The organism is Agarivorans sp. Alg241-V36, from assembly GCF_900537085.1.
Classification (GTDB): Bacteria; Pseudomonadota; Gammaproteobacteria; order Enterobacterales; family Celerinatantimonadaceae; genus Agarivorans.
In genome coordinates, this window is sequence record NZ_UNRE01000006.1 from 306,769 (window position 1) to 331,886 (window position 25,118).

26 protein-coding genes are annotated in these 25,118 nt (G+C 45.8%); 15 read left to right on the forward strand and 11 right to left on the reverse strand.

Annotated features, from left to right (window positions below; all coding sequences use genetic code 11):
* Positions 1-54 precede the first annotated feature (54 nt).
* Both G6R11_RS15430 and G6R11_RS15435 read right to left on the reverse strand, forming a co-directional pair.
* Positions 55-834, reverse strand: coding sequence for an ABC transporter permease (locus G6R11_RS15430; protein ID WP_163133967.1), 780 nt, complete (start codon positions 832-834; stop codon positions 55-57).
* A 101-nt stretch (positions 835-935) separates the two neighbouring features.
* Entirely contained in the window at positions 936-2,063 is a 1,128-nt protein-coding gene (locus G6R11_RS15435) for a GGDEF domain-containing protein (protein ID WP_163133968.1), read from the reverse strand.
* A 303-nt stretch (positions 2,064-2,366) separates the two neighbouring features.
* On the opposite strand from G6R11_RS15435, the gene G6R11_RS15440 reads away from it, so the two are divergent.
* Entirely contained in the window at positions 2,367-3,014 is a 648-nt protein-coding gene (locus G6R11_RS15440) for a YceH family protein (protein ID WP_163133969.1), read from the forward strand.
* Between the two features lie 51 nt (positions 3,015-3,065).
* Here the strand turns inward: G6R11_RS15440 and G6R11_RS15445 are convergent, their stop codons facing one another.
* Together G6R11_RS15445 and G6R11_RS15450 are read right to left on the reverse strand one after the other, a co-directional pair.
* Positions 3,066-4,208 (reverse strand): HlyD family secretion protein, encoded by a 1,143-nt coding sequence (locus G6R11_RS15445; protein WP_163133970.1) that lies wholly within the window; start codon positions 4,206-4,208, stop codon positions 3,066-3,068.
* Positions 4,208-4,597 (reverse strand): DUF3302 domain-containing protein, encoded by a 390-nt coding sequence (locus tag G6R11_RS15450; protein WP_163133971.1) that lies wholly within the window; start codon positions 4,595-4,597, stop codon positions 4,208-4,210. The genes G6R11_RS15445 and G6R11_RS15450 overlap by 1 nt, the downstream gene beginning before the upstream one ends.
* Positions 4,598-4,771: 174 nt before the next feature.
* Between G6R11_RS15450 and G6R11_RS15455 the strand changes: the two genes are divergently transcribed.
* The gene (locus G6R11_RS15455; RefSeq protein WP_163133972.1) at positions 4,772-5,698 is read left to right on the forward strand and encodes an exo-alpha-sialidase; all 927 of its coding nucleotides are present in this window, start codon (positions 4,772-4,774) and stop codon (positions 5,696-5,698) included.
* 60 nt (positions 5,699-5,758) lie between these two features.
* Here G6R11_RS15455 and G6R11_RS15460 read toward each other — a convergent pair whose 3' ends face one another.
* The 4 genes from G6R11_RS15460 to G6R11_RS15475 all read right to left on the reverse strand — a co-directional run bounded on the left by G6R11_RS15460 (position 5,759) and on the right by G6R11_RS15475 (position 8,942).
* Entirely contained in the window at positions 5,759-6,763 is a 1,005-nt protein-coding gene (locus G6R11_RS15460) for a DUF2860 domain-containing protein (protein ID WP_163133973.1), read from the reverse strand.
* A 316-nt stretch (positions 6,764-7,079) separates the two neighbouring features.
* Positions 7,080-7,538, reverse strand: coding sequence for an aspartate carbamoyltransferase regulatory subunit (pyrI, locus tag G6R11_RS15465; protein WP_163133974.1), 459 nt, complete (start codon positions 7,536-7,538; stop codon positions 7,080-7,082).
* The gene (pyrB, locus tag G6R11_RS15470; protein WP_163133975.1) at positions 7,538-8,470 is read right to left on the reverse strand and encodes an aspartate carbamoyltransferase; all 933 of its coding nucleotides are present in this window, start codon (positions 8,468-8,470) and stop codon (positions 7,538-7,540) included. Before pyrB ends, pyrI begins: the two co-directional genes overlap by 1 nt.
* 112 nt (positions 8,471-8,582) lie before the next feature.
* Entirely contained in the window at positions 8,583-8,942 is a 360-nt protein-coding gene (locus G6R11_RS15475; RefSeq protein WP_163133976.1) for a TraR/DksA family transcriptional regulator, read from the reverse strand.
* A gap of 305 nt (positions 8,943-9,247) precedes the next feature.
* Between G6R11_RS15475 and G6R11_RS15480 the strand changes: the two genes are divergently transcribed.
* On the forward strand, positions 9,248-10,345 hold the full coding sequence (locus G6R11_RS15480) for an extracellular solute-binding protein (protein WP_163133977.1): 1,098 nt from the start codon (positions 9,248-9,250) through the stop codon (positions 10,343-10,345).
* Positions 10,346-10,406: 61 nt separating this feature from the next.
* On the opposite strand, the gene pckA is transcribed toward G6R11_RS15480, so the two are convergent.
* The 3 genes from pckA to hslR form a co-directional block, all read right to left on the reverse strand.
* On the reverse strand, positions 10,407-12,032 hold the full coding sequence (pckA, locus tag G6R11_RS15485) for a phosphoenolpyruvate carboxykinase (ATP) (RefSeq protein WP_163133978.1): 1,626 nt from the start codon (positions 12,030-12,032) through the stop codon (positions 10,407-10,409).
* A 179-nt stretch (positions 12,033-12,211) separates the two neighbouring features.
* Positions 12,212-13,093, reverse strand: a complete 882-nt coding sequence (gene hslO / locus G6R11_RS15490; protein ID WP_163133979.1) for an Hsp33 family molecular chaperone HslO — start codon at positions 13,091-13,093, stop codon at positions 12,212-12,214.
* 12 nt (positions 13,094-13,105) lie between these two features.
* The gene (gene hslR, locus G6R11_RS15495) at positions 13,106-13,501 is read right to left on the reverse strand and encodes a ribosome-associated heat shock protein Hsp15 (RefSeq protein WP_163133980.1); all 396 of its coding nucleotides are present in this window, start codon (positions 13,499-13,501) and stop codon (positions 13,106-13,108) included.
* A 258-nt stretch (positions 13,502-13,759) separates the two neighbouring features.
* On the opposite strand from hslR, the gene gspC reads away from it, so the two are divergent.
* The 12 genes from gspC to G6R11_RS15555 are packed head-to-tail and all read left to right on the forward strand — an operon-like array spanning position 13,760 to position 25,088.
* Complete coding sequence (gene gspC / locus G6R11_RS15500; RefSeq protein ID WP_163133981.1) at positions 13,760-14,647, forward strand: type II secretion system protein GspC; 888 nt, start codon at positions 13,760-13,762, stop codon at positions 14,645-14,647.
* A 19-nt stretch (positions 14,648-14,666) separates the two neighbouring features.
* The gene (gene gspD, locus G6R11_RS15505; RefSeq protein ID WP_163133982.1) at positions 14,667-16,778 is read left to right on the forward strand and encodes a type II secretion system secretin GspD; all 2,112 of its coding nucleotides are present in this window, start codon (positions 14,667-14,669) and stop codon (positions 16,776-16,778) included.
* Positions 16,778-18,316 carry a type II secretion system ATPase GspE gene (gene gspE, locus G6R11_RS15510; protein ID WP_370525668.1) on the forward strand — a complete coding sequence of 513 codons (1,539 nt, stop codon included), beginning with the start codon at positions 16,778-16,780 and terminating at the stop codon, positions 18,314-18,316. Before gspD ends, gspE begins: the two co-directional genes overlap by 1 nt.
* A gap of 8 nt (positions 18,317-18,324) precedes the next feature.
* Positions 18,325-19,542: a type II secretion system inner membrane protein GspF gene (gene gspF, locus G6R11_RS15515; protein ID WP_163133983.1), complete on the forward strand. Its 1,218-nt coding sequence runs from the start codon at positions 18,325-18,327 to the stop codon at positions 19,540-19,542.
* Positions 19,543-19,570: 28 nt separating this feature from the next.
* The gene (gene gspG, locus G6R11_RS15520; protein WP_240352488.1) at positions 19,571-20,011 is read left to right on the forward strand and encodes a type II secretion system major pseudopilin GspG; all 441 of its coding nucleotides are present in this window, start codon (positions 19,571-19,573) and stop codon (positions 20,009-20,011) included.
* Between the two features lie 4 nt (positions 20,012-20,015).
* The gene (gene gspH, locus G6R11_RS15525) at positions 20,016-20,603 is read left to right on the forward strand and encodes a type II secretion system minor pseudopilin GspH (protein ID WP_163133984.1); all 588 of its coding nucleotides are present in this window, start codon (positions 20,016-20,018) and stop codon (positions 20,601-20,603) included.
* On the forward strand, positions 20,600-20,962 hold the full coding sequence (gene gspI / locus G6R11_RS15530) for a type II secretion system minor pseudopilin GspI (RefSeq protein WP_163133985.1): 363 nt from the start codon (positions 20,600-20,602) through the stop codon (positions 20,960-20,962). Before gspH ends, gspI begins: the two co-directional genes overlap by 4 nt.
* Positions 20,962-21,681, forward strand: a complete 720-nt coding sequence (gspJ, locus tag G6R11_RS15535; protein ID WP_163133986.1) for a type II secretion system minor pseudopilin GspJ — start codon at positions 20,962-20,964, stop codon at positions 21,679-21,681. Before gspI ends, gspJ begins: the two co-directional genes overlap by 1 nt.
* Positions 21,681-22,670 carry a type II secretion system minor pseudopilin GspK gene (gspK, locus tag G6R11_RS15540; RefSeq protein ID WP_163133987.1) on the forward strand — a complete coding sequence of 330 codons (990 nt, stop codon included), beginning with the start codon at positions 21,681-21,683 and terminating at the stop codon, positions 22,668-22,670. The genes gspJ and gspK overlap by 1 nt, the downstream gene beginning before the upstream one ends.
* On the forward strand, positions 22,667-23,869 hold the full coding sequence (gspL, locus tag G6R11_RS15545; RefSeq protein ID WP_163133988.1) for a type II secretion system protein GspL: 1,203 nt from the start codon (positions 22,667-22,669) through the stop codon (positions 23,867-23,869). The genes gspK and gspL overlap by 4 nt, the downstream gene beginning before the upstream one ends.
* On the forward strand, positions 23,866-24,336 hold the full coding sequence (gene gspM, locus G6R11_RS15550; protein ID WP_163133989.1) for a type II secretion system protein GspM: 471 nt from the start codon (positions 23,866-23,868) through the stop codon (positions 24,334-24,336). Before gspL ends, gspM begins: the two co-directional genes overlap by 4 nt.
* On the forward strand, positions 24,333-25,088 hold the full coding sequence (locus tag G6R11_RS15555; protein WP_163133990.1) for a type II secretion system protein N: 756 nt from the start codon (positions 24,333-24,335) through the stop codon (positions 25,086-25,088). The genes gspM and G6R11_RS15555 overlap by 4 nt, the downstream gene beginning before the upstream one ends.
* The last annotated feature ends 30 nt before the right edge of the window (positions 25,089-25,118 follow it).

Here is a 25,118-nt window from a genome sequence, read left to right on the forward strand (position 1 = left end):
ATGGATTTCAGGCGGTATTAAGCTTGCTTATGGGCAGATATGCTTCCTTAAACCTTAGAGTTTGTTGATTTTAATCCGGCCGGTCTGGCTAATCGCAATTCGAACACTCAGGCTAAGCGTGGTGGCAATTGAGACGCTAAGCATCACAAAAATGGCGATGAGTATAAGCAGTTGATACTTCACTGCGACCATCGGGTCGCTGCCGGCGAGAATTTGGCCTGTCATCATACCTGGCAGGGTGACCAAACCTACGGTACTCATAGAGGCTAGCACCGGGGCAAAGGCTTGTTGCATAGCACTTTGTACAAAGCTTTGGGTGGCTTGTAAGCGATTAGCCCCCAGTGCTAAGTAAGCGTGGTATTCGGCAGTTTTTTCATGCAGTGCGTTAAACAAACGCTGTAAGGCCACAATGTTACCGCTTAGGCTGTTACCTAACAGCATGCCTGCAAGGGGGATCAAGTATTGAGCGCTATAGCTGGGAGTGGGCTTAAGCAAGGCAAAAAGTAACAGTATTAGTAGCGGACTTAAGCCGAGCAATAGACCTAGCAATACCGGTACAAATAATGGCTTTTTAGGCAGTTTAGCTTTGCCAAGTATGGCGCTGGCTCCCACTAGCAACATCACTACCAGCCATAATAAATTTACCCACAAGTTGTTTAAATCAAACAAGAACTGTAAGTACAGGCCTAGCAATATTAATTGCACAAACATTCTTACTAAGCTGCTGCCTATGTCATTGCCTAAGCTCAGTTTGAAGTGCCAATTAAGCCCGATAGGAATCAGCAGTATTAGTGAAAAAGCAGCAAGTGCTAGCCAGCTAATATCAATGGTCATAGGTAGGGGGTCCTGTAACAAATCATTTGCTAAGCGAGTTTAGGCGATGAATAAGCAGTGTAACCTGAGTGGCTATGAGTGTCTTGTTAGAGAAGTGCTGTTTAACTGGCTTGTTGCTTAGAAACGTCGGCAAAGGTGCGAACGCAGTTTTTGCCCTCTGCTTTCGCTTGATAAACGGCTTTATCGGCCGCTTTCATAATAGCTTCGTGATGCTGCATTTCTTGGCTGCGACTGGCGATACCTACACTCACGGTAACGCGATAGCGCTGATTATTGAGTTGCATATTGGCTATGCGTTCACGAATGTTGTGGCCAAGATTTAATGCCCCTTCTTCGTTGGTATTAGGACAAACAAGCAAAAATTCATCACCGCCTAGGCGGGCGACTACATCGTCGTTGCGCACCGATTCTCGCAAGGCCCGTGCGAGTAGCATTAATACCGCGTCTCCCGCGTCATGGCCATTGCGGTCGTTAATTTGTTTAAAGTGATCGGCATCAATCATCATGCAGGCTAATGGGCTGTCGTTCTCAAGTGATTGCTTCCAAAGCTCCATCAGTTGAATCATTGCATGTCGGCGATTAGGCAGGCCGGTGAGCACGTCGGTATGTGCCAAAGATTGCAAATGTTGATTGGTTTTTTGAAGCGCTATGGTGCGCTCTTGCACTTTTTGTTCGAGGTTTTGATTTAGCTCGAGCAATTCGTTATTACGCACACTAACCTGATGAAACAGGCCGCGCAAAGCGGTAATTAATGGCTCGGTGGCTAAGTCATTAGGTTGCTCAATTTTGCTATAAGCAGAGGCTGGGCTGTCGCCGCCTTCTATATAATGCAGCTGTTTTGTTAGTACCTGATCGATGCCCAGAATATGATAGGCCAACCATTGAATCAGATAATCCAATAAGTGTTTAATTTTGCTTTGTTTGTTGTCGTAATTAAATTGCCGAAGTTTAGCCACTTCGCTTAAAAACTCTCGATGCGCTTTAACATGAGCTTGGCAATGGTGAGGGTCAACCTTGTGTTTTGCCATAAGCAACTCTTCTTCACGAAAGTGCTCTTTAACGTAGTTATTTAGCTCTTGGCTTAGTGATTCGACAGCAGCTTGTTGAGGACTATGGCTGTCGGTGAGCAGCTCACCAATTTGATTAATTAAATCAATTAAGTGGCGATGCTGATCGTCAACAACAGAAATCCCAGTTTCAAAATCTGATGTCCAACGAAATGATTCCATACTATCTTGCGTCCAGCTTAACCTAGTTAATTACTACTCGTGGGTATTGCGCCGTTGCTGTCCCGTTTGAGTGGACGCCCACCTTAACGAGTTATCAGACCAGTAGAACTAATCTACATCAAAAAAGATCAAATAAGAGTGTTTGTTGCATAAAATTTAGCTGCGGCCGTAGGTGTTCGGAATATTGAATTGATAGGTGTTCAGAAACCTGCAACAAGCCGCTGTTTCTGCCAACAGATTAACGTATTCTTAGCTAATCAATTTGAAAACCTACCTGTCGTTTTGGTTTTAAAGAGGTGAAGAGTGGAACAGAATTTAAGCCTAGAGCAAACCCGTGTTATTGGTGCCTTGTTAGAAAAAGAAACCACCACGCCCGATCAATACCCGCTATCACTGAACGCATTAACCCTAGCCTGCAATCAAAAAAGTAATCGTGAACCGGTTATGGCAATGACCGAGGCCGAAGTACAAGATGTGTTGGTGAAGCTGCAAGATTTACGCATTGTGACCGAGGCGCCTCTGGCTGGCCGCGTGGTGCGCTATCAACACCGTTTTTGTAACAGCCAGTTTGGTGGTTTGCAGTTAACTGAAGGGCAACGCGCGATTATTTGTTTGCTGTTCTTGCGTGGGCCACAAACCCCCGGTGAATTGCGGACTCGCAGCCAGCGTTTAGCTAATTTTGCAAGCGTGCAAGAGGTAGAGCAAAGCTTAAATGAACTGGCCGAGCATGAAAGTGGAAAGTTAGTGCTTAAACTTGAGCGAGAGCCAGGTAAGCGAGAATCGCGTTACGCTCATTTGTTTTCTGGTGAGCCTGCTTTACCCGCAGCCAGTCATGTAGAGGCTAGCGCCCCAGTGGCAACTCAGCAAAATGAAGAGTTGCAGCAGCAAATAGATGCGCTTCGCCAAGAGCTGGCAGAGCTAAAACAACGAGTGAGTGACTTAGAGCAATAAGTATAAGGCCAGCAAATTGCTGGCCTTTTATCTTAGGCTTATTGCTAGGTTCTAGTGGAAGGGGAAGATGTAGTTCACCCAGCCTTGCATCCTTAGCAATACCTTTCTAATCATTGAAACATGGTGAAAGTGCTCGGTATAAATGGCTACTTGACCACTAATGCCCATGGGGAAGTCAAACTCATCAAAACGTGGCTCAGGGTCGATTATCACTAAGCTGCGGCTGTTCACAAAAAAGGCCTCTGCGCCGCGCAAACTGCCATTGGCTTGGAACTCACCTTCGGCAATGGTTGGCATTACCTGAATAACCGTACCTTTAAATACAATGCCTGGCTGGGCGGTAACAATAAACTCAGCTTGGTCGCCCTCTTTTAAACGCTTGATGGAGTTTTCCCAAAAAGCGCCAACAAAAATGCTTTCTTCCTTAGGAATAAAGGTCATCACTGGGCGCAATGGCATAGGAACTGCCACCATGCCTTTACGTAAACCTAATTGCGTAACGTAACCATCGGTAGGTGCATGCACCACGGTTTGTTCAAGGTCGAACAGGGCTTTATCTAACTGGCTTTGTAATCGTGCAACGTTAGTATTCACCCCATTAATTTGCGAGTCGTAAGCTAGTTGAGCATTGGTTTGATTGGCTTGTGCCACTTGCAGTTGGGCTTCTGCCGCTAAATAGGCTTGTTGGCGATTTTCTACTTCCAGCTCAGTAAAGGGGCTGTTTTTGCCACCTTTTTTACGCCCTTCGGCATAGCGTTGATAAGCCTTTTGGGTGCGGTCTCGCTCGGCTTTCGCAGCATTGGTGGTGGCTTGAGCACTGGCAAGTTGCGCCAATAATTGCGGAACTTGTTGTTGAGCGGCTGCGACTTCGGCTTCGCGCTGCTCTACGACTGCTTCAAACGGTTCAGGGTCGAGTTTAAATAACACATCGCCAGCTTTAATTAGCTGATTAGGTTTTACGGGTACGTCGATTACCTTGCCGCGGACTAAGGGCATTATAGGCACTGAGGTATACATCTGCCGAGCATTGGCAGTAAACGGGTGGTTGTAGTTCATTAGGATCATTAATACTCCAATGATCACAATGCCGCCAAGCACTGCGGTTGGAACCGTCCATTTGGTTAATGGAATATTAAAGATTTTGAATACCGCGATGCAGATCCCTGCGTAGGTGAGAATAAGCAATAAATCCATTATTGATTCCCCTGTTGTTGCTCTAGCTGCTGTACATGTTTGCTAATAATGGCTACTTGGCGTTTTAGCTTAGTAAGCTCAGCACTTAGCTCTTCGTTTTGAGATTCTAATTGTTGCTCTTTTTGTTCGAGCTCTTGTTCTTGCTGTTGCAACTGTTTAAAACCCCAGCCTCGGTCTTCTCGATACAGGGTGGCCCATATCCATAGAAAGGGCCAAATAGCATGCAAGGTAAATAAGCTTATCCAGCCAGCTACGTGGATAGCATCTTGGTGAGGGTGATTGCGATGCTTAGATATTTCGTAAGGAATATCGTGAATAGCAATAATGCCGTAGAACAGGGTCAATCCTACAAAGAGCAGCAGGCCTAATGCGAAAAAATCCAAAAACATGGTCCCTCCTTGGGGTATTTTTGCGATTAAATGAATCTCTTATTCAGCTTAATTGATAATAGTCGATAAGGGTACAAAGTTGCTAAGCTTTTACTCAAGGAGCTGTGCAGGCTAGTTTGCTAGTTAAATCATTCGTTTATGCAGGTGCCGAAGGTTGTTTAGGAGAAACAGTTTATGAAGTTATGCTCAGTAGAGCGGGTATGGGATGAAGGAGAGCATAACGCTTTTACTGATCTGTGCGAGTTTAAGCAAGCGCTATGGTTGTGCTTTCGCGAAGCTGAAGCACATGTAAGTGATGAAGGAGATATTCGCATCTTACGCCGCTCAGCAGATGACACCCACTTCGAGTCGGCAGCGTTAATTCACCTACCTGGTATAGATTTACGCGACCCAAAATTAGTTGAAAGCCCAGACGGTCGCTTGCTGCTAACCTGCGCTGGGGTTAATCGCAGCAGCGAAAGTTTTGATTTACAAAGTTATACCGCCTGGTCTGATGATGGTGAAAACTGGAGCGAGTTAAGCGCCCAAGGCGATGCAGGCATGTGGTTATGGCGCAGCCGCTATTTGGCTGATAGCGCTTATGCAGTGGCCTACAATTACAGCTTAGATAAAGTGAATCTGTATCGTATGGACGAGCAAGGCGATTATCAGCTGCATTTAGATCCCTTATTTAGTTTGCAACAAAATGGTTTAGCCTATCCCAACGAGCATGATTTATGTTTACTCGATGATGGTGCGGCATTGTGTTTATTGCGTCGTGATAAAGACACTGGCACCGGGCAACTGGGTTATGCCAAACCGCCTTACTTAGATTGGCAGTGGCAAGATTTACAGCTGCAAATTGGTGGCCCAGCGATGATTAAACTCGACGATGGGCGTTTGCTCTGCGCAATGCGTTTGTACCAGCCGGTGCGTACCAGTTTGTGTTGGTTAGATGCCGACAAAGCACGCTTGCAGGAGTTTCAGGTATTGCCTTCCGATGGTGATACCAGCTATCCAGGATTGGTACAGCAGGGCAATAAGGTGTTTTGCAGTTATTATTCTAGCCACGAAGAGAAAACAGCTATTTATTTTGCCGAATTAGATTTGAGTCAAGACTGAGCGAGTGGCGCTAGTTTATTGAAAGATAAAGGCAGCCTAGGCTGCCTTTATTTATGCGCTTTATTTAAATGTGTAACCAAAGCCAAGGGCTGCAATGCCACCTTTGCTATCGTAAAAGGTAATGTTGGAATCGGTATTATTGTATCCACCTAGCACATTAAACATAGTGTTCTTCCAACCAAAAGGTTCGTTAAACACGTAAATCCCAAACAGCGAAGCTTTGTCATCTTTTTGGGTCTGGTTATCAAACACCGGGTTACTGCCAGAGTACTTGGTTTGGCCATATTCCGCATTTAAGGTAAATACATGCGGACCCGAGCGGTAAATGCTGGTTAAACGTAAAGTATATTGGTCGAAATCGTTGGCGCTGCCGTCGGCTTTAGCCGTGGTGTAAGCCACTGCTGGTGCTAAGAACCATTTGCGCGACAATGGCACGAAGGTTTCAGCAATTAAACGATGCAGATTGGCATTTCTATCTAAGGCTTTAGTTTCAGCAGAATTTGCACCGAATAAAGCTACACCACTTTGCTCGTTGTCTACAGTACGGTTTGCGTACACATATTCTAAAGTTAGCGGGCTGTCGGCAATCGATTCAAAACGTAAGCGACCACCTTGGTAGTTTTCATCGGTTTTTTGTCGCGCTTGACCGGTCAGGTAAGGATCGCTCCAGGTGTCGTTAAGAAGCGGAAGCTCTGGGAAATAAGCAGCGGTGATTTTACTGCGGTCACTGATTGCGCGGGTATAACCCAATTCATATTGAAATTGTGCACGGCCTAGATTCTCGCGGCTGTTACCGAGGAAAAACTGATTCTTTAAATCTTGAGTGGTGTAATCAACCCGTAATAAAGGGTAAACAATCGCCGAGCTTGAGCTTTTCCCATTATTGTTTAGGTCGTCGGTGATTTGGTTATCATCATCAGTGGAAAACTGATTTTGGCCACTCACGTAACCCACATTTAGGTTAATGGTGGCAGACCAACCAGGCGCTTCAGCTAGGGGGCGGGCATCAGTAGCGAAACTAACTGCCATACTACAACAGAGTAGCGAACTTACTCGTTTAAACATTAGTCACATCCTTGTATCAGGTAATCTGAATTAAATCATTAGTTTGGATTACACTGGTTACGTTAAAAAAACTTTAATCGATCAGATATTTATAGCTTTACCTTAACTTAAGCGAAACATTTTGTAAGCACAAGCCTTGTTGCTGTTGTCGCTTGTGTTTAGTGTCTCTGCCACTATTAAATGATTAGCTTGTTATTAAGTTTGCCTGTGATTTTAACTATAGATGAAGCAGCTTTAATTGAAGGTTTTTATACAAGTTAAGTGTTAGTAAAGAAAACAGAGCGACTGGCGCTCTGTTTATTGAGAGTAGCTGAGCTTAATCAAGCTCTGAGAATAGGCCGCGGTCGAAGGTTTTCTCGCAGTAGTGGCACTTTAGCTTGATCTCTTGCTGCTGGTGGCGCACATAAAAGTTACTGTCGATGGGTTCGTTGTGGCTAATGCAGTTGCTATTGGGGCAAGCAAATACCGCTTTAATTTGCTCTGGCGTAGACACATGAAACTTACGCACTACTTCAAAGTCTTCAATAACATTAATGGTGGCGTTGGGTGCAAACAAGGCTAACTGGTTAGCTTGGTTTTCATCAAAAACCGTATTCTCAACTTTAATTAAGTCTTTTTGTTGTTGATCGCCACTCGGCAAATTAAGCCCTACGGTGATTCGCTCTTGCGCTGCCGAGAGCTGAAAAAACTTAAGAATTTTAATGCCTTGACCCGCTGGAACGTGGTCAATTACGGTGCCATGCGCAATGGCTTCTACTTGCAGCTTCTTTTTCATTATTGCGCTCCAAATTCATTGGTCATGATTAATGCGAGTAGGGCTTGGCGAGCGTAGACCCCGTTTTCTGCTTGTTCGAAGTAGTAGGCATAAGGCGTGGTATCTACATCGGTGGTGATTTCATCAACCCGTGGCAGAGGGTGGAGAATTTTCAGATTATCTTTTACTTGCTCGAGCATATTAGCGCGTAAAATAAAGCTTGATTTGATGTGTTGATATTCGGTTTCATCAAAGCGCTCTTTTTGTACTCGAGTCATGTACAGAATATCGAGTTCATCAACCACTTCTTCTATGCTGTCGTGCAGGCTGTATTTGATTTCACGCTCATTCAACTCTTCGATTATGTAGTCGGGCATGGCCAGAGCTTTCGGTGCAATAAAGTAGAACTCGCAACCAAATAGTGACAAGGCTTGAGTAAGGGAGTGCACGGTGCGGCCATATTTTAAGTCGCCAACAAAGGCCACTTTTAAACCCTCAAGCGACCCTTGGGTTTCGTAGATGGTGAATAAGTCGAGCAAGGTTTGGGTAGGATGCTGGTTTGAGCCGTCTCCGCCATTCACCACCGGTACGCTAGAGAATTCGCTGGCTAGGCGAGCCGCGCCTTCCTGTGGGTGGCGCATGAAAAAAGCGTCGCTGTATGATGAAATCACTTTAACCGAATCAACTAAGGTTTCGCCTTTTTTACCCAGTGAGGTATTTCCGCCATCAGCAAAACCAATCACGCTGCCGCCTAAACGTTGTACGGCGGTTTCAAAAGACAAGCGCGTACGGGTCGAGGCTTCAAAAAAACAGCTGGCGACAACTTTGTTTTTTAATAATTCGGGACGGGGTTGTTGCTTGATGCTTTGGGCGGTGTCGACGATTAATTCAAGTTCCTGACGAGATAAATCAGGGATGGAGATAATGTGCTTCTGATAAAGCGGGTTGTTCATGCTCGCAGATCCTAATCCGATGTGAAATCGGAACAGAATTATAACAGCGAGCAGGCTCAGTGAATATGATCTTAATAAGGAATACTAAGATTATTTAGCCAAACAGGGCGAATTAGGCGTATTGGCTGCTTTTTCTCTCGCGATAATCTTGGCAATCAATACAGTAGCGAGACTCTGGGCGAGCGTTTAATCGCGCAACGCTAATGTCTTCGCCACAACCTTCGCAAAAACCATAATCTTGTTCTTCGATACGGCGTAGCGCGTCTTTAATGCTTTTAACATGGGCAATGTCGTGCTGGCGACGGTTCAGCTGCAGCTGTTGAGACTCTTCCTGGTTGGCGCGATCTACGTCATCACCAGAATCTTCTTTGTCTTTAAAAAGTTGAGCGTCTTGCTCAAGGCGTTGTTGAGTTTCGTTCAGTTGCTCGACGAGTTGCAGACGAATGGTCTCTATTTGTTGGTCGCTAATCATTGTTTTGAAAGTATTCCATCCTATATGTGTTAAGCGTGACTTAGTCCTGTATGCACGCAGTTAACTCAAAAATTTTAGTTAATCGTAGATTTTAGCGAGGAGTAAAGTCTTTTCAAAGCGCTTTTTTGGATATTTGTTAGCCAGCCAACACTTGGGTTTAGATAAATTTACCGTTACTATCTCGCGGCGTTCGCTTAGAGCCTAAATCTTGTGGTTTTTGCCTGTGCTGACACGCTAACTACACTAAACTAACTATCAATAACCATTGTGTGATTAGCCATCACACCATTACGAGGATTGCATGAGTGAATAAACTAAACATGTTGCTGGTAAGCCTATTGGCCATAAATGCTGGCGGAGTAACTGCTCAAGAAGAGAAAGTACTAAATGTTTATAATTGGACTGATTATATTGCCGAAGACACTATTGCTGAGTTTGAAAAAGAAACCGGTATTAAAGTGGTTTACGACGTATTTGATTCCAATGAAGTATTAGAAGCCAAGTTACTGTCGGGTAGCACCGGTTTTGATATTGTTTCACCGTCGCACGACTTTTATGCTCGTCAAATCACCGCTGGGGTGTATCAAAAGCTAGACCGCAGCCAATTAAGCAATTGGGACAACTTAGATCCTAAATTGCTCGCTACTTTAGAGGCCTACGACCCAGGCAACCTTTACGGCATTCCTTATATGTGGGGAACCACCGGTATTGGTTATAACGTAAATAAAGTAAAAGAAATCTTAGGTGAAGATGCCGAGCTGGACTCATGGTCATTGGTGTTTGACCCAGAAATTGCCGCTAAATTAAGCCAGTGTGGTATTGCCTACTTAGACGCGCCAAGTGAAGTGGTGGCGTCAATGCTTAACTATATGGGCAAAGAGCCTAACAGCGCTAAGTCTGCAGATTATAAGGGTGAGATCGAAAGTTTGATGACGCAGCTTCGCCCAAGCATTCGTTACTTTCATAGTTCGCAATACATTAACGATTTAGCCAGCGGTGACATTTGTGTTGCTATTGGTTGGTCTGGCGATGTGCTAATGGCTGGAGATCGCGCTGCAGAAGCTAACAATGGTGTAGAGCTTGAGTACATTATTCCTAAAGAAGGCGCAGGTGTATGGTTTGACATGTTTGCCATTCCTAAAGATGCTAAACACCCAGAAAATGCTCATGCCTTTATTAACTTTGTACTGCGCCCAGACGTGATTGCTAAAGTGACCGATTATGTTTGGTATGCCAACCCAAACACTAAAGCCACTGCACTAATCAACCCTGAGATTGCTGCACATGAAGGTATTTACCCTACAGAAGAAGCGTCAGAGAAGTTATTTGGCTTTGTTAGTATTCCACCAAAAGTAGAACGTACTCGCACCCGCTTATGGACTAAGTTTAAGTCAGGTCGTTAAGTCAAGATTTGGATATAAAAAAACCAGCCCACGGGCTGGTTTTTTAGTGCTTAGCGTTTTTCTAGTCCAGTTGTGGACCCGCTGCTACTAGGGCTTCACCTTCTGCATTGTCGGTGTACTTGGCAAAGTTTTTGATAAAGCGTTGGGCTAAATCTTCGGCTTTGCTTTCCCACTGCAATGGATCTTGGTAGGTATCGCGAGGGTCGAGAATCTCGCTGTCGGCACCGGGTAACGTGGTAGGTACTTCTAGATTAAAGATTGGCAATTGTTTGGTGTCTTGCGTTTCGATTGAGCCATCTAAAATGGCGTCAATAATTGCACGAGTATCTTGAATCGAGATTCGTTTGCCTGTGCCATTCCAACCGGTATTGACTAAGTAAGCCTCGGCACCTGCCGCTTCCATACGTTTAACTAATACTTCGGCGTATTTAGTTGGATGTAAGGTTAGGAAGGCTGCACCAAAACACGCTGAGAAAGTAGGTGTTGGCTCAGTAATGCCTCGCTCAGTACCGGCTAGTTTGGCGGTAAAGCCAGACAAGAAATGGTACTTAGTTTGCTCAGGCGTAAGCTTAGCAACGGGCGGCAATACTCCAAAAGCATCGGCAGTTAAGAAAATCACTTTCTTAGCATGACCGGCTTTAGATACTGGCTTAACGATATTCTCAATGTGATTGATTGGGTAAGAAACACGAGTATTTTCGGTTTTAGAACCGTCGTCGTAGTTTACGCTACCATCGTTGCGCACCGTTACGTTCTCTAACAAAGCATCACGTTTGATAGCATTGTAGATATCGGGCTCGGCTTCTTTACTTAACTTAATGGTTTTAGCGTAGCAGCCACCTTCAAAGTTAAATACGCCTTCGTCGTCCCAACCGTGCTCATCGTCACCAATTAATTGGCGTTTAGGATCGGTTGATAAGGTAGTTTTACCAGTACCAGAGAGGCCAAAGAAAATGGCGGTGTCACCGGCTTCACCTACGTTGGCTGAGCAGTGCATAGACGCCATGCCATTAAGCGGTAGGTAGTAGTTCATCATGGCGAACATGCCTTTCTTCATTTCGCCGCCGTACCATGTACCACCAATCACCTGCATTTTTTCTGTCATGTTAAATACGGTGAAGTTTTCTGAGTTTAGGCCGTGTTCTTTCCACTTTTTGTTGGTGGTTTTAGAACCGTTCATCACTACAAAGTCTGGCTCGTAGTCCTCAAGCTCTGCGGCTGTTGGGCGAATGAACATGTTGGTTACAAAGTGAGCCTGCCATGCCACTTCAACAATAAAACGTACTTTTAAGCGAGTATCAGGGTTAGCACCACAGTATGTATCAACCACAAATAAGCGTTTACCAGATAGTTGGTCGGTCACGGTTTGTTTTAGGTCGGTCCAAACCGCGGGGTCTATTGGCTTGTTGTCGTTTTTAGCTTGTTCTGAGGTCCACCACATGCTGTCGCGGGTGGTATCGTCTAGAACGATGTATTTATCTTTTGGGGAACGCCCAGTGAAGATCCCTGTGTCTACGGCAACCGCACCAGTGTTGGTGACAATACCGCGTTCGTATCCGGTAAGTTCCGGTCGAGTTTCTTCCTTGAATAGTTCTTCGTATGAGGGGTTGTACACCACGTCCGACACATCTTTGATGCCGTATTGAGCCAGGTCGATAACCTGATCTTTTTCTGCAACGTCAAGCATAGCAGTCTCCTGTAGGTAGAGAGGTAAGATTTATATTGTTTTTTTAATTGGTGTTGGCTCTGATTCTATCCCTTTAGTGGTACCAAAAAGAGAGGGGCGTCAAATTACCAGCACTTTTTTTATGGTTATTAGGGGTCTATCTAGGAAATGCGATTTGCACCGCATTTCCTGAAGTCAGTTTAATGAATTTTGGCAGGGTTTGTCGATATATTACGCGTGAAAATGTTTTCAACGTCGGCTTCGTTAAAATTATAGTCATGTCCACAGTAGTCACAATGCATCGAAATATGGCCTCTTTCATGGCAAATTTCGAGCAATTCTTTGTGGTCAATGTTGGCTAAGGCGGTTTCACAGCGCTCTCTTGAACAAGTGCATTTAAAGCAAACGTCTTGCGGCTCGTAAACGCGAACTTTATGTTCGTGATACAAACGAAATAGTAATTGCTCAGCGTCTAGCTCAAAACTTTCTTGGGCGGTGGTGGTTTCACTTAAGGTGGTAATTAACTCGAAGTGTTCGGCATCTTCATCTTTACTGGCTGGCAAGGCCTGTAAGAATAAGCCGCTGGCGTGAGGGCGACCCTCAAACATGCCTGTAAACAACCATAGGCGAGTATTAAGTTGTTCCGATTGCTGGAAGTAAGCCTCAATACTGGCGGCTACACCTTGCGGGTTTATCTCAACAATACCTTGGTAGCGCTCGCCTTGGGTGGGCGTAATGGTAATCACAATGTGGCCTTTCCCAACTAGCTCAGCAAAGCTGATATTAGGATCGATGGCGCCTTGGTAGCGCGCGACACCACGCATTTGTTGTTGGTCGGTGCCGCTTACTGCTAATACGCTTAACGGGCCATCGCCTTGTAGTTGCACAGTAATGTCACCTTCAAACTTTAAAGTGGCAGTGAGCAAACAAGTGGCCGCTAGCATTTCGCCCAATAGAGTTTGTACAGGCGCAGGGTAGTTTTGTTGATCGATGATTTCTTCGTAGCTTTGCTGCAACTGCACTAACTCGCCACGGAGGTTGTAATCTTCGAATAGGTAACGGTTAAGAATGTCTTGCTTCATAAGTAGGCCTGACTATTGTTGTTTAAACTGAATAATTTGCCGACGCTGCTTTTTATCGGGTCGGCGTTCTGGGCTGGCACTTTGTGCCATGAGCTTGCGTTGCATTGCATATTGTTCGCGCTTTTTAAGGCTTTGTTCTGTTTCTTGGTAAAGTAGTTGAGCTTGTGGCGCTGGGCCGCGTTTGTCGCTTAACTGCTCAACCACTATTTCTATTTGTTGCTGGCCTTGCCATAAGCTAATAGTAGCACCCACTTCTACATTTTTACTTGGCTTACAGCGTTGTTGGTTATAGTGCACTTTACCGCCCATAACCATGTCACGAGCAAGCCCTCGAGTTTTATAAAATCGTGCTGCCCACAACCACTTATCAAGGCGTGGTGCAGAGTTGTTAGAGTTTTGTGAATTCATGCTAAGTCTTGGCTGGCTTATATAATATCTATTAAATTATATCAGTTTTATACGTGTAAGCGATGTCACGGATTAGTGCGTTATCCAGCAGAAAACTGATAAAAGTCTAATTAAATGCAAAATTTACACTTGCAGCACTTGTTCTGCGCCTAAGTCCCTTTAGAATGAAGAACCCTCTCTATGAGGCGCTTTGCAATAGTTTTTTCATAAGGATGATCGAGAATCGGTTAACGATGACAGATGTATTATAACGAATAAATGGATATTAAATCTTTTTCAACTCAAGTTGCGCGTTACGTTCCTTCTCAAAAGAGCAGCGTATTAATCACATTACTATTGATGTGTTTTGCCGCTTATCAGCTGGCGTCTATTACTTGGTTATTAGTGCCAACGCCTTCGCCGGCTTTTCGCTGGGTTCCTCAGCAGGTACAAACTAGCAATAAAGCGGCTCAAGTTGATTTATCTAGCCTTACCAAGTTGCATTTGTTTGGTGAATATCAAGCAAAAAAAGCCAAGCCGGTTGTTCAAGCGCCTTCGTCAACTGATGCACCCAAAACCTCATTAAAGCTAACCCTTTCTGGTTTGGTGGCGAGTAGCGACCAAACTAAAGCCCTGGCCATTATTGAACACCGCGGTAAACAACAGACTTACGGCGTAGATGAATCGATTAATGGTACTCAAGCTGTAATAAAAGAGATTCAAACTGACCGGGTGATTTTATTGCATCGCGGTGTTTACGAAAGTTTATTGTTAGATCCTGAAGACAAAAAGTCGCAATCTCGGTCTAGTTCCAATACCGCTAAACGCAATACCAAAGCGCCTAGCAACGATCGTTCGGCCAAGGTCGACGTAAAAGAAGTATTAAAAGACCCTTCAAAGCTTACCGATTACATTCGTATTTCGCCGGTTCGTAAAGATGGTGCCTTAAGTGGTTATCGGATTAATCCCGGTAAAAACGCCGCCTTATTTAAACAAGTGGGCTTAAAAGCTAATGACTTAGCTGTAGCTCTTAATGGATATGACCTGCGCGACAACGCGCAAGCAATGCAAGTGATGCAAGAAATGGCCGAGCTAACGGATATTACGGTAACCGTAGAACGCAATGGCCAGTTGCAGGATGTGTTGTTCAGCCTGCCAGATGAATAGTACCGGAGATTTATTTAACATGAAGTTGCACGCCTTACGCTTTATTCGCCACAGCCTTGTTGGCCTAATTGGATTAGGCCTTTGTGGAATCGTGAGTGCCACCGAGTATTCAGCCAATTTTAAAGGTGCTGACATTAGTGAGTTCATCACCACGGTTGGTCGTAATCTCAATAAAACCATCATCGTAGACCCCGCGGTACGCGGCAAGGTTAATGTACGTAGTTACGATTTGCTTACCGAAGAGCAGTACTATCAGTTCTTTTTAAGTGTGCTAGATGTATACGGCTTTGCGGTTATTGATATGCCAAACGGCGTAACCAAAGTGGTACGCGCCAAAGACGCCAAAGCGGGAGCGATTCCGGTGGTTGACCGTGATGATCAAGCTTTAGGCGATGAAATGGTGACCCGCGTGGTGCCGGTGCGTAATGTATCGGTGCGTGAGTTGGCGCCATTATTACGCCAGCTAAATGATAATGCTGGTGGCGGTAACGTAGTGCACTACGATCCTTCCAACGTGATTATGCTTACTGGCCGCGCCGCGGTGGTTAATCGCTTAGTTGAGATTATTCGCCGAGTAGATAAAGCAGGTGACCAAGAAGTAGATATCATTCGCCTCAAGTTTGCCTCTGCTGGTGAGCTGGTACGTATTATTGAATCGCTAACGGCAAGCACTGGCGGCAAAGGTGCATCGGCCAGTTTGTTAATACCTAAAGTGGTTGCCGATGAGCGGACCAACAGCATTGTGGTATCGGGCGAACCAAGTGCTCGAGCACGAATTGTACGTTTAGTGGCAAAGCTTGATAGCGAATTAGAAACCTACGGTAATACCCGTGTTTTCTACTTAAAGTATGCTAAAGCTGGCGACTTGGTCGATGTACTTAAAGGCGTAAGTGAAACCGTAGCAGCAGAGGCAGCTGGCGGTAGCAAAAAGAGTTCTTCCAGTAATTCGCGTGGTAATTTCTCGATTGAAGCCCACGAAGATACCAATACCTTGGTAATCACCGCTCAGCCAGACAACATGCGCACCTTAGAAGGTGTGATTAATCAGCTTGATATTCGTCGCGCCCAAGTTAACGTAGAGGCCATTATTGTTGAAGTGGCCGAAGGTGACGGTATTAGCCTTGGCGTACAGTGGGCGACTAAAGCGGGTGGTACTCAGTTTAATGATGCCGGTGTATCGATCAGTGAAATTGGCGCAGGTATCTACGATGCTCAACCAACGGAAGGGTCGCTGGTTACAAATACTGATGGTTCATCGGTACAAAACCCAGACACTCCTGGTGATATCTCTGGCTTAGCCAGTGCCTTGGCTAAAATTTCTGGTGCAGCTTTTGGTTTTTATGGTGCTGATTGGGGCGTGTTAGTGCAAGCGGCGGCTAATGATTCGCGTTCAAACTTATTAGCCACTCCGTCTATTACCACCCTAGATAACAAAGAAGCCTTCTTTACTGTGGGTGAAGAAGTTCCGGTACTAACCGGCTCTGCTTCTAGCAGTAGCAACGATAATCCTTTCACTACCGTTGACCGTAAAGAAGTGGGTATCAAGCTAAAAGTAACGCCACAGATTAACGAAGGTGACGCAGTTCAGTTAACCATTGAGCAAGAAGTGTCGAAGGTACAAGGTCAAACCTCTGTCGATGTTGTATTTGCTAAACGCCAATTGCAAACCACGGTATTAGTAGACAGTGGCGATACCATTATTTTAGGCGGTTTGTTAGACGACCAAATTGAAGAAAGTGAATCTAAAGTACCATTACTGGGCGACATTCCGGTATTAGGTCACTTGTTCCGTTCAACTAACTCGAAGAAAGTTAAACGTAATTTGATGATCTTCATTCGCCCCACCATTATTCGTGACTCAGTAACCATGCAAAGTGTTAGCTCGCGTAAGTACAGCCAAATTCGTGCTCAGCAGTTGTTGCGTGAAGAGTTAGGCGTGGTGCTAATGCCAGACACTAAAGTGCCAGTATTACCAGAGTTCAACTCGGTCGATGACGTATCTCCTGAAGTTCAAGAGTACATCGACTACTTAAAAGAAAAGAACGAGCGCTTAAAGAAAGAAGAAGCTGAGAAAGCGGCAAAAGAAGCCGAAGCAGCGGCTGCTAACGAAGAGCAAGTGAGTGCCGAGTAATGGACTTAGATGCTGAGTTAAACGTAATAGAAGATGAAAAGGCCTTAGTGTCTGATACCCCCCAAATGGAAGGGGTTGAAGGTTGGCAGCTCCCCTATATGTTTGCCAAAACCTACGGCGTTATGTTGGAGAAAAAACAAGACGCTTGGCAGGTTTATCATAACTCTAAGGTGGAGCTAGAAGCGCTGCTCGAAATCCGCCGCGTATTAAAGCAAGAATTTGAATGTGAAGCGCTGTCTGATGATGATTTTGAGCAACGCCTAACCGAAGGCTATCAGCGTGATTCATCGCAAGCTCGTCAGCTAATGGAAGATATCGGTAACGATATGGACTTTTATACCTTGGCTGAAGAGCTTCCCGAAAACGAAGATCTCTTAGAAACCGAAGACGATGCGCCAATCATCAAATTGATTAACGCCATGTTAGGTGAAGCGATTAAAGAAGGTGCCAGTGATATTCACATTGAAACCTTTGAAGCTGCACTGGTAATTCGTTTTCGTATTGATGGAGTATTACGTGAAATTTTACGCCCTCATCGTAAGTTGGCGGCCTTATTGGTTTCGCGTATTAAAGTAATGGCGCGCTTAGACATTGCCGAGAAACGGGTACCGCAAGATGGTCGTATTTCCTTGCGCATTGCGGGTCGCGCCGTAGATGTGCGGGTTTCGACCATGCCGTCTAGTCATGGCGAGCGTGTGGTATTGCGTTTATTAGACAAAAACAACTCACGACTAAAACTAGAAAGCCTCGGTTTAGCAGAAAGTTACCGCGAAGTTATCAGTGAATTGCTGAAGAAACCTCACGGCATTATTTTGGTTACTGGGCCAACGGGTTCGGGTAAAAGTACTACCTTGTACGCGGGCCTTAACGACATTAATACCAAAGATAGGAACATTCTTACCGTAGAAGACCCGGTGGAATTTAATATTGAAGGTATTGGTCAAACCCAAGTGAATACCAAAGTGGATATGACCTTTGCACGTGGTCTGCGAGCGATTCTTCGTCAAGACCCCGATGTGGTAATGATTGGTGAGATCCGTGACTTAGAAACCGCGCAAATTGCAGTACAAGCCAGTTTAACTGGTCACTTAGTATTATCTACCTTGCACACCAATACCGCGATTGGTTCGGTAACCCGTTTACGCGACATGGGAGTAGAGCCGTTCTTATTATCGTCTAGTCTATTGGCGGTATTAGCTCAGCGTTTGGTGCGTACATTATGCCAAGATTGCTGCGAAGCCCATGTAGTGAGCGAGCACGAACATCAGCTCTTAGGCATTGCTAAAGATGCTACGGTGTATCGCCCTGTGGGTTGCGAAAGCTGTAACAACACAGGTTACCGTGGCCGAACCGGTATTCATGAACTATTGCCAGTGACCGATGAAGTACGCGATATGATTCACTCTGGTAGCAGCGAACAAGAAATTGAAAATGCAGTGCGCTCTAGTTGCCCAAGCATCCGACAAGATGGGGTAAATAAAGTGCTGAAGGGCATTACTAGCCTAGAAGAAGTATTGCGAGTCACCCGCGAAGGATAGTTAGTGTAATGCCGGCATTTGAGTATCAAGCCTTTAACCAAAAGGGCAAAAAATCTAACGGAGTTCATGAAGCGGAGTCGGCGCGTCAGGTGCGCGCTCATCTGCGTGAACAAGGCTTAACACCACTTAAAATTGAGCAAGTGGCCGAGCGCGCCCAAAAAGCCAGTACAGGCTTTCGTCTGCGAAGCAAAGTCAGCACCTCAGATTTAGCGCTATTAACGCGTCAGCTAGCAACCTTGGTTGCCGCAGCTATGCCTATTGAAGAGTCACTTAAAGCGGTGGCTCAGCAGTGTGACAAACCCAAACTCAAAAGCATTATTTCAGGTGTGCGATCTAAAGTTGTCGAAGGTTACAGCTTGGCCGATAGCATGGCCGAATTCCCCGATGTATTTGAAAAACTGTATTGCGCCATGGTGGCCGCCGGCGAAAAGTCAGGTCACCTAGATAAAGTGCTTGATCGCTTGGCTGATTATACCGAGCAGCGCCAAGCCATGCGCATGAAAACCATGCAAGCCTTAATCTACCCAGCAGTGCTTACCTTTGTCTGTTTAGGGGTTATCGCGATTCTGTTGGTGTCGGTTGTGCCTAAGGTTGTGGCGCAGTTTGAGCATATGGGGCAAGAGCTGCCTAACGCCACCAAGTTTTTGATTTATGTGAGTGAACTGGTCAGTGACTACGGGCTGGTTTTCTTGATTGCAGGCATGCTGGCGATGGTGGTCTGGCAGCGCTTATTGCAGAAAGACAATATTAGAATGAAATGGCATCAGCGACTTCTAGGTATGCCGGTGGTTGGCAAGGTTAGCAAGGGGCTCAATACTGCCCGCTTTGCTAGAACCTTAAGTATTTTGAATGCCAGTGCAGTGCCATTGCTAGAAGGTATGGGCATTGCCGGTGAAGTTCTCACCAATGATTACGCCCGCGCCCAGGTATTGGATGCGGCCTCTAAAGTGCGCGAAGGCGGCAGTTTGCACTCTTCGCTAGAAGCAACCAAGTTGTTTCCACCGATGATGCTACACATGATCGCCAGCGGTGAGCGTTCAGGAGAATTGGAAGGAATGTTAGAACGCGCGGCCGATAACCAAGACCGCCAGTTCGAAACGCAAGTGAACATAGCATTAGGGATATTCGAGCCTGCCTTGATCGTTACGATGGCGGGTATCGTGCTATTTATCGTAATGGCAATTCTATTGCCGATTTTGGAACTTAATAACATGGTAGGGCTATAGCCCCTACCGGTATTTCGGAGTAAGTAACATGCAAAAGTCGATGCACACACAAGCAACTAGTAAAGGTTTTACCTTGCTAGAAGTGATGGTGGTGATTGTTATTCTAGGTATTCTAGCGGGCTTGGTTGTTCCTAACCTATTAGGTAACAAAGAAAAAGCCGATATTCAAAAGGCAAAAACCGACATTATTGCCCTAGAAAATGCCCTAGATATGTACCGCTTGGATAACTCGCGTTACCCCACTACCGATCAAGGCCTAGAAGCCTTGGTAACTAAGCCAAGCTCAAGCCCTGAGCCGCGCAACTACCCAGAAGACGGTTACTTGCGTCGCCTGCAAAAAGACCCTTGGGGCAATGACTACATTCTAATTAGCCCTGGTGAAAAGGGCCGTATTGATATCTTCAGCGCTGGCTTAGACGGTGAAGAAGGTACCAATGACGATATTGGTAACTGGAATTTAGACCAGTAGTTTGATGGCTTCTCGCTTGCCTCATCGTAATCGCCAGCAAGGTTTTACCTTGCTGGAAGTGATTTTAGTACTGCTATTAATGTCGATGGGGATTTACTCCGTCGTCATGTCGGTATCGGGTTCTAGCGAGCAAAAAATTGTAGAGCAGCAAGCAAAACGCTTAGCGGCGCTAATTCAATATGCGCAAGAGCAGGCACTGTTGACGGGCTACGATTACGGCATCTACAGTGACGCCGAAAAGTACCAGTTTGTGCGTATGGAAAAGCAGCGTTGGGTAAAACTTAACGACCGCATATTTAAAGAAAAAGTATTTGAAGAACCTTATTTTCTAGAGTTAAGCCTAGAAAATGAGGAGCTTGAAGAGCAAGGCTATGGCAGTGGTAGCTTAGGCTTTGAAGGTGATGGCTTATTTGAAAAAGACTTCATCACCGAAGAGGTCGAACAAACTATTGTGCCGCAGGTATTGTTGCTAAGTAGTGGTGAAGTCACGCCCTTTAAATTGGTGTTTGCTTACGAAGATAGCCTTAATCGCTGGCAAGTAAGCAGTGATGATTTAGGCCAGCTGACTATTGCTCGAGACCAAGAGCAATGAACAAGCAACGAGGCATGACCCTACTCGAAGTGATGGTAGCCTTGGCGGTGCTAGCCATTGCTGGCACAGCAGTTATGAAAAGTGCCTCAGAAAACTTGCGCAGCCTAACTTACATTCAAGATAAAACCTTTGCCCTGTGGATTGCCGACAATCAAATGGCCGAGCTTAAGCTCAGTAATACTTGGCCCGGTACAGCTAGCCGCAAAGGAACCACCAAATTTGGTGATATTGATTGGCATTGGCGCTCACAAGGAGTGGCCACTGGCGATCCCAATTTTGTGGCAGTGACTATTTCGGTGTATCGCAATGCCGAAGAAAAAGCCGCTTTGGCCGAAATCACCAGTTATGTGAGCCGTTGATGAAGCAGCGCGGTTTTACCTTACTCGAAATGCTGGTGGCGATTGTAATTTTTGCCTTGCTGACTATGGCGGCTTATCAGGTATTGCAAGGGGTGATGCGCAGCGACGAGATTTCGCAGCGCCATGGCGAAAGCCTACAAGCCTTGCAACGCGCGATGTTTTTTATGCAGCGAGACTTTACTCAGCTGGCACCGCGTTCGGTGAGAGATGAAACCGAAGAACAGCGACCATTAATGATGGCCGAAAAGTACTTGTTAGAAAGTGATGACATGGGCATTGAAATGTTGGTGCTTGGTTGGCGAAATCCTCAGTCGGTTATCCGTCGTTCGCATCTGCAACGCGTGGCTTATTTGTTAAAAGACGAAAAGCTGATTAAACGATTTTACAACCACCCCGATGCCGTAGTGGGATACGAGCCTCGCGAAATGGTATTGCTTGAAGATGTTGAAGAACTTAACTTTCGCTTTCACGGCTCGAGCGGTTGGAGCCAGCAGGTATCGGACAGTAACCAGCTACCGCGAGCGGTAGAAGTGACTCTGCGACATAAAGATTATGGCGAATTGCGTCGAGTATTTTTAAGCCCGGAAGGCAGCCGAGCAACAGTTGCTAGCCAAGCCCAAGAAGACGCCAATCGTAATACCAACCAAGGTGGTAGCGATTCTGGCACCAATAATGGCGATAATAACTCTGGCAGCCAACCTAATCCGGACGGCTCATAATGCAGAGTATTCCTGCTTTCCCTCAACGGCAACGAGGCGTTGCACTGCTAACCGTAATGCTAATTTTGGCGGTGATGGTGGTGGTAGCGGCTCAGTTTAGTCAGCGTTTGCAACTGGATTTAGCCAGAGCAACCAACTTGCAGCACTCTTTGCGCTCAAACTGGATGCTGTCAGGCGCCGAAGCGTTTGCCTTAAAAGTGATAAAGCAAGATCTCGAAGATGATGATCGGGTGCACCTTGGTCAATATTGGGCTACCGAGGGCATGGTTTTCCCTGTTGAAGACTCGGTGATTAAGGGGCAAATTGTGGACATGCAGGCCTGCTTCAACTTAAACGCCTTGGGCCAGCCAAATAAAACTGATGGACAGCCGCCTAAGGTTGCCGATCAGTTTATCGGTTTATTGGTGGCAATAGGGGTTGATGCCTATAGCGCCGAACAAATTACCGATGCTACTCGAGATTGGATTGACGCCGATACCATCCCGTTGCCGCAGGGTGCGGAAGATGGGGTTTACGAAGGTTTAAATCCAGCCTATTTGCCAGCTAATATGCCGATGGCAGATAAAAGTGAGTTTAGAGCGGTGTATGGAGTTACAGCTGGGATTTACCGAAAAGTCGCACCATTTATTTGTGCCTTGCCGGAGTCTAACTTAGCGGTGAACGTGAATACTATCGCCCCAGATCACCCACAGCTTTTAGAAGCGTTGTTTTATCCTGATCTGGATAACACTGGCGCACAGCAGGTCTTGAATGACCGTCCCGATGAGGGGTATCGTTTGTTGGACGAGATGATGACTCATCCAGCCTTAGCGGGAATTCCGCTTACTCAACCGGGTTTACAGCAAACATTGGCGTTGCAATCAAATTACTTTAAAGCGCAATTGTTAGTGGAAAATGAACAAGGACAAGCACAAATGAGCAGCGTTATTCAGCGCAGTGGTACTTCTGATCTTAAAGTGATTAGACGCTCTTACGGAGACCAACTGTGAACGAACAACTCATTATTCGACTACCGAGCACCGGCAAAGAAATCATTAACTGGATGGTTTGGTCCGACAGCGAGCAGGAGCTTATTGCCGCTGGCGAGCTGACCAGTAGCGCCGAGTTAGGTTTGCTGAAAGAAAAGGCCGAACAGCGCCGAGTTATTGTATTAGTTCCAGCCAGTGATATTAGTCAGCATAGCTTAGAGCTACCTAAATCGGCACAGCGCTCTTGGCAACAAGTGGCGCCATTTATGCTCGAAGAGCAGTTGGCACAAGATCCAGACAACTTACATATCTGTCTGCTAGACAAAGGCAAAGACAGTATTGATGTTGCCTGTGTGAGCCACCAACAGATGGAAAGCTGGCTAGACATGCTCGAAACGGCCGGCATAGAAAGCCAAACCTGGTGTGTGGACGCGCTGTGTTTACCTGAAGCGGAAGAAGGCCAATCGACAGCGATTCAGCTCAATCAGCAATGGCTATTTCGCTTTTTTGATGGCCGCATAATGAGCATTGATGAAGGCTGGTTAGCTACAGCGTTCCCACTGATTGCTAAGCAGTATCCTGAGCTAGTAATTCAGCATTACAGCCCATCAGCTAAGCTCGAAAATGATACGGTCGAATGGCAAGCTCGCGCGCCTGAACTGCCGATGAAGCTGTTAAGTGATGGTGCCAAAAAAGCTAAGCTTAATTTATTACAAGGGCGATATGCTGCGGCTAACCCTATTGCTCAGCTTTGGTTGCAGTGGCGAAAAGTGGCTATTGCTGCCAGCGTGTGTTTTGTATTGGCCTTGGCCTATCAGCTTATCGACACTCACAAAACAGAACAACAAATTGCTAGTGTTGATGAAAACATTCGCACCGTTTACAAACGGGTATTTCCTGAAGTTTCTCGAGTACGAGATAGTCGTATTCGCAGTGATTTTCGCAAGGCCCTTACCGGCATTGGCGAAGCACCCGATCAAGACTTTTTGAAAATGATGATTCATCTTTCGGTAGCCTTCGATAAAAACCAAGATTTGAATCCAATTAGCCTGCGCTACGACCACAAAAAAGGTGAAATACGCTTGCAGGCGCAAGCTAAAAACTTCCAAACCTTTGAGCAGTTCCGCCAGTCGGTGCAACCTTTTGAAAGTGAGCAAGGCACCTTGAGTAACAAAGCGGGTGCAGTGGTTGGCACCTTAGTTATAAGGAATGCATCATGAAGCAGTGGTGGCAAAGTTTAAACAAACGCGAACAAAACCTGGTCACTGCAGCTGCGGTACTCGTGGCCATAGCGGTATTGTATTGGGGTATTTGGTCACCAATAGCTGGCGCTAATGCTCAGGCTAAACAGCGTTTGGCTAGCCAACAGCAAACCTTAGAATGGGCTCAGCAGCAAGGCTCAGTGATTTTGGCTAATGGACGCCCTCAACAAACCAGCACTGAGGTAAAGGTAAGCCAAGCTGTGAGCAGCTCCGCTCGCCAGCAACGCATTACTATTAGCCGCATTCAGCCAAAGGGTGATGAAGTCGAAGTATGGATTGAAAGTGTGCCTTTTAATCAGTTAATGACTTGGTTAAAAATGCTCAGCCAACGCTATGGCATTATTGTTGAAAACGTAGATTTAGATGAAGGTAAACAAGAGGGCATTGTTGGTGTTCGCCGTTTACGCTTAGGAAAAGCTGAATGAAGAAGTATTTCGCTTTAGCGCTATTACTGATATCGGTGTATTTGATTAGTTTGATAGCAACCACTCCATTGGCGGTGGTATTAAATTATGCGCCTTTACCAAAGGGCATCGCGCTTAATCATCCCAGCGGCAGCATTTGGAGTGGCAAGTTAAACAGTGTTGATACGCCAAACTTAAGCCTAAACCAAGTACATTGGCAGTTAAAACCCAGCGCCTTATTGTTGGGGCGTATTGCCGCCGATGTGCAGCTTGGTACTGGTCAAGAGCTACATGGAGAGGGGCAGGTCGGTTTAAGCTTTTCCGGTTGGTATGCCAAGGATTTTGAATTAGAAGCTCCCGCCAGTTGGGTGGTTGAGCAGGTGCCAATGCCGCTGCCTTTATCAATTGAAGGTGATATTCAATTAAACCTTGCCGAAGCTAGTCAAGGCAGCCCTTGGTGTGAGCAATTAGCCGGGCAGCTCCGTTGGCTTGGACCGCTAATTGGTACCCCATTAGGCGAACTGCGTTTAGATAACGCGAATGCCGAGCTAAGTTGCAATGAAGGGCAGCCTACTATTCAGCTTAGCCATAGCGACCCTCAGCTTGAGCTAGAGTTATTGGCCTCCATTGGACAGCCAAATTGGTTGGCCGAAGGCAAAATTAAAGCGGGCGCAGAAATGCCCAAAACCATGAGTGGTAATCTAAAGTACATAGGCCGCCCAGACCCCCAAGGTTTTTATCGCTTTAAGCAGCAAGGCCGCCTGCCTCGATAAAGCAAAAGCTAGCGCTAAGAGCTAGCTTTT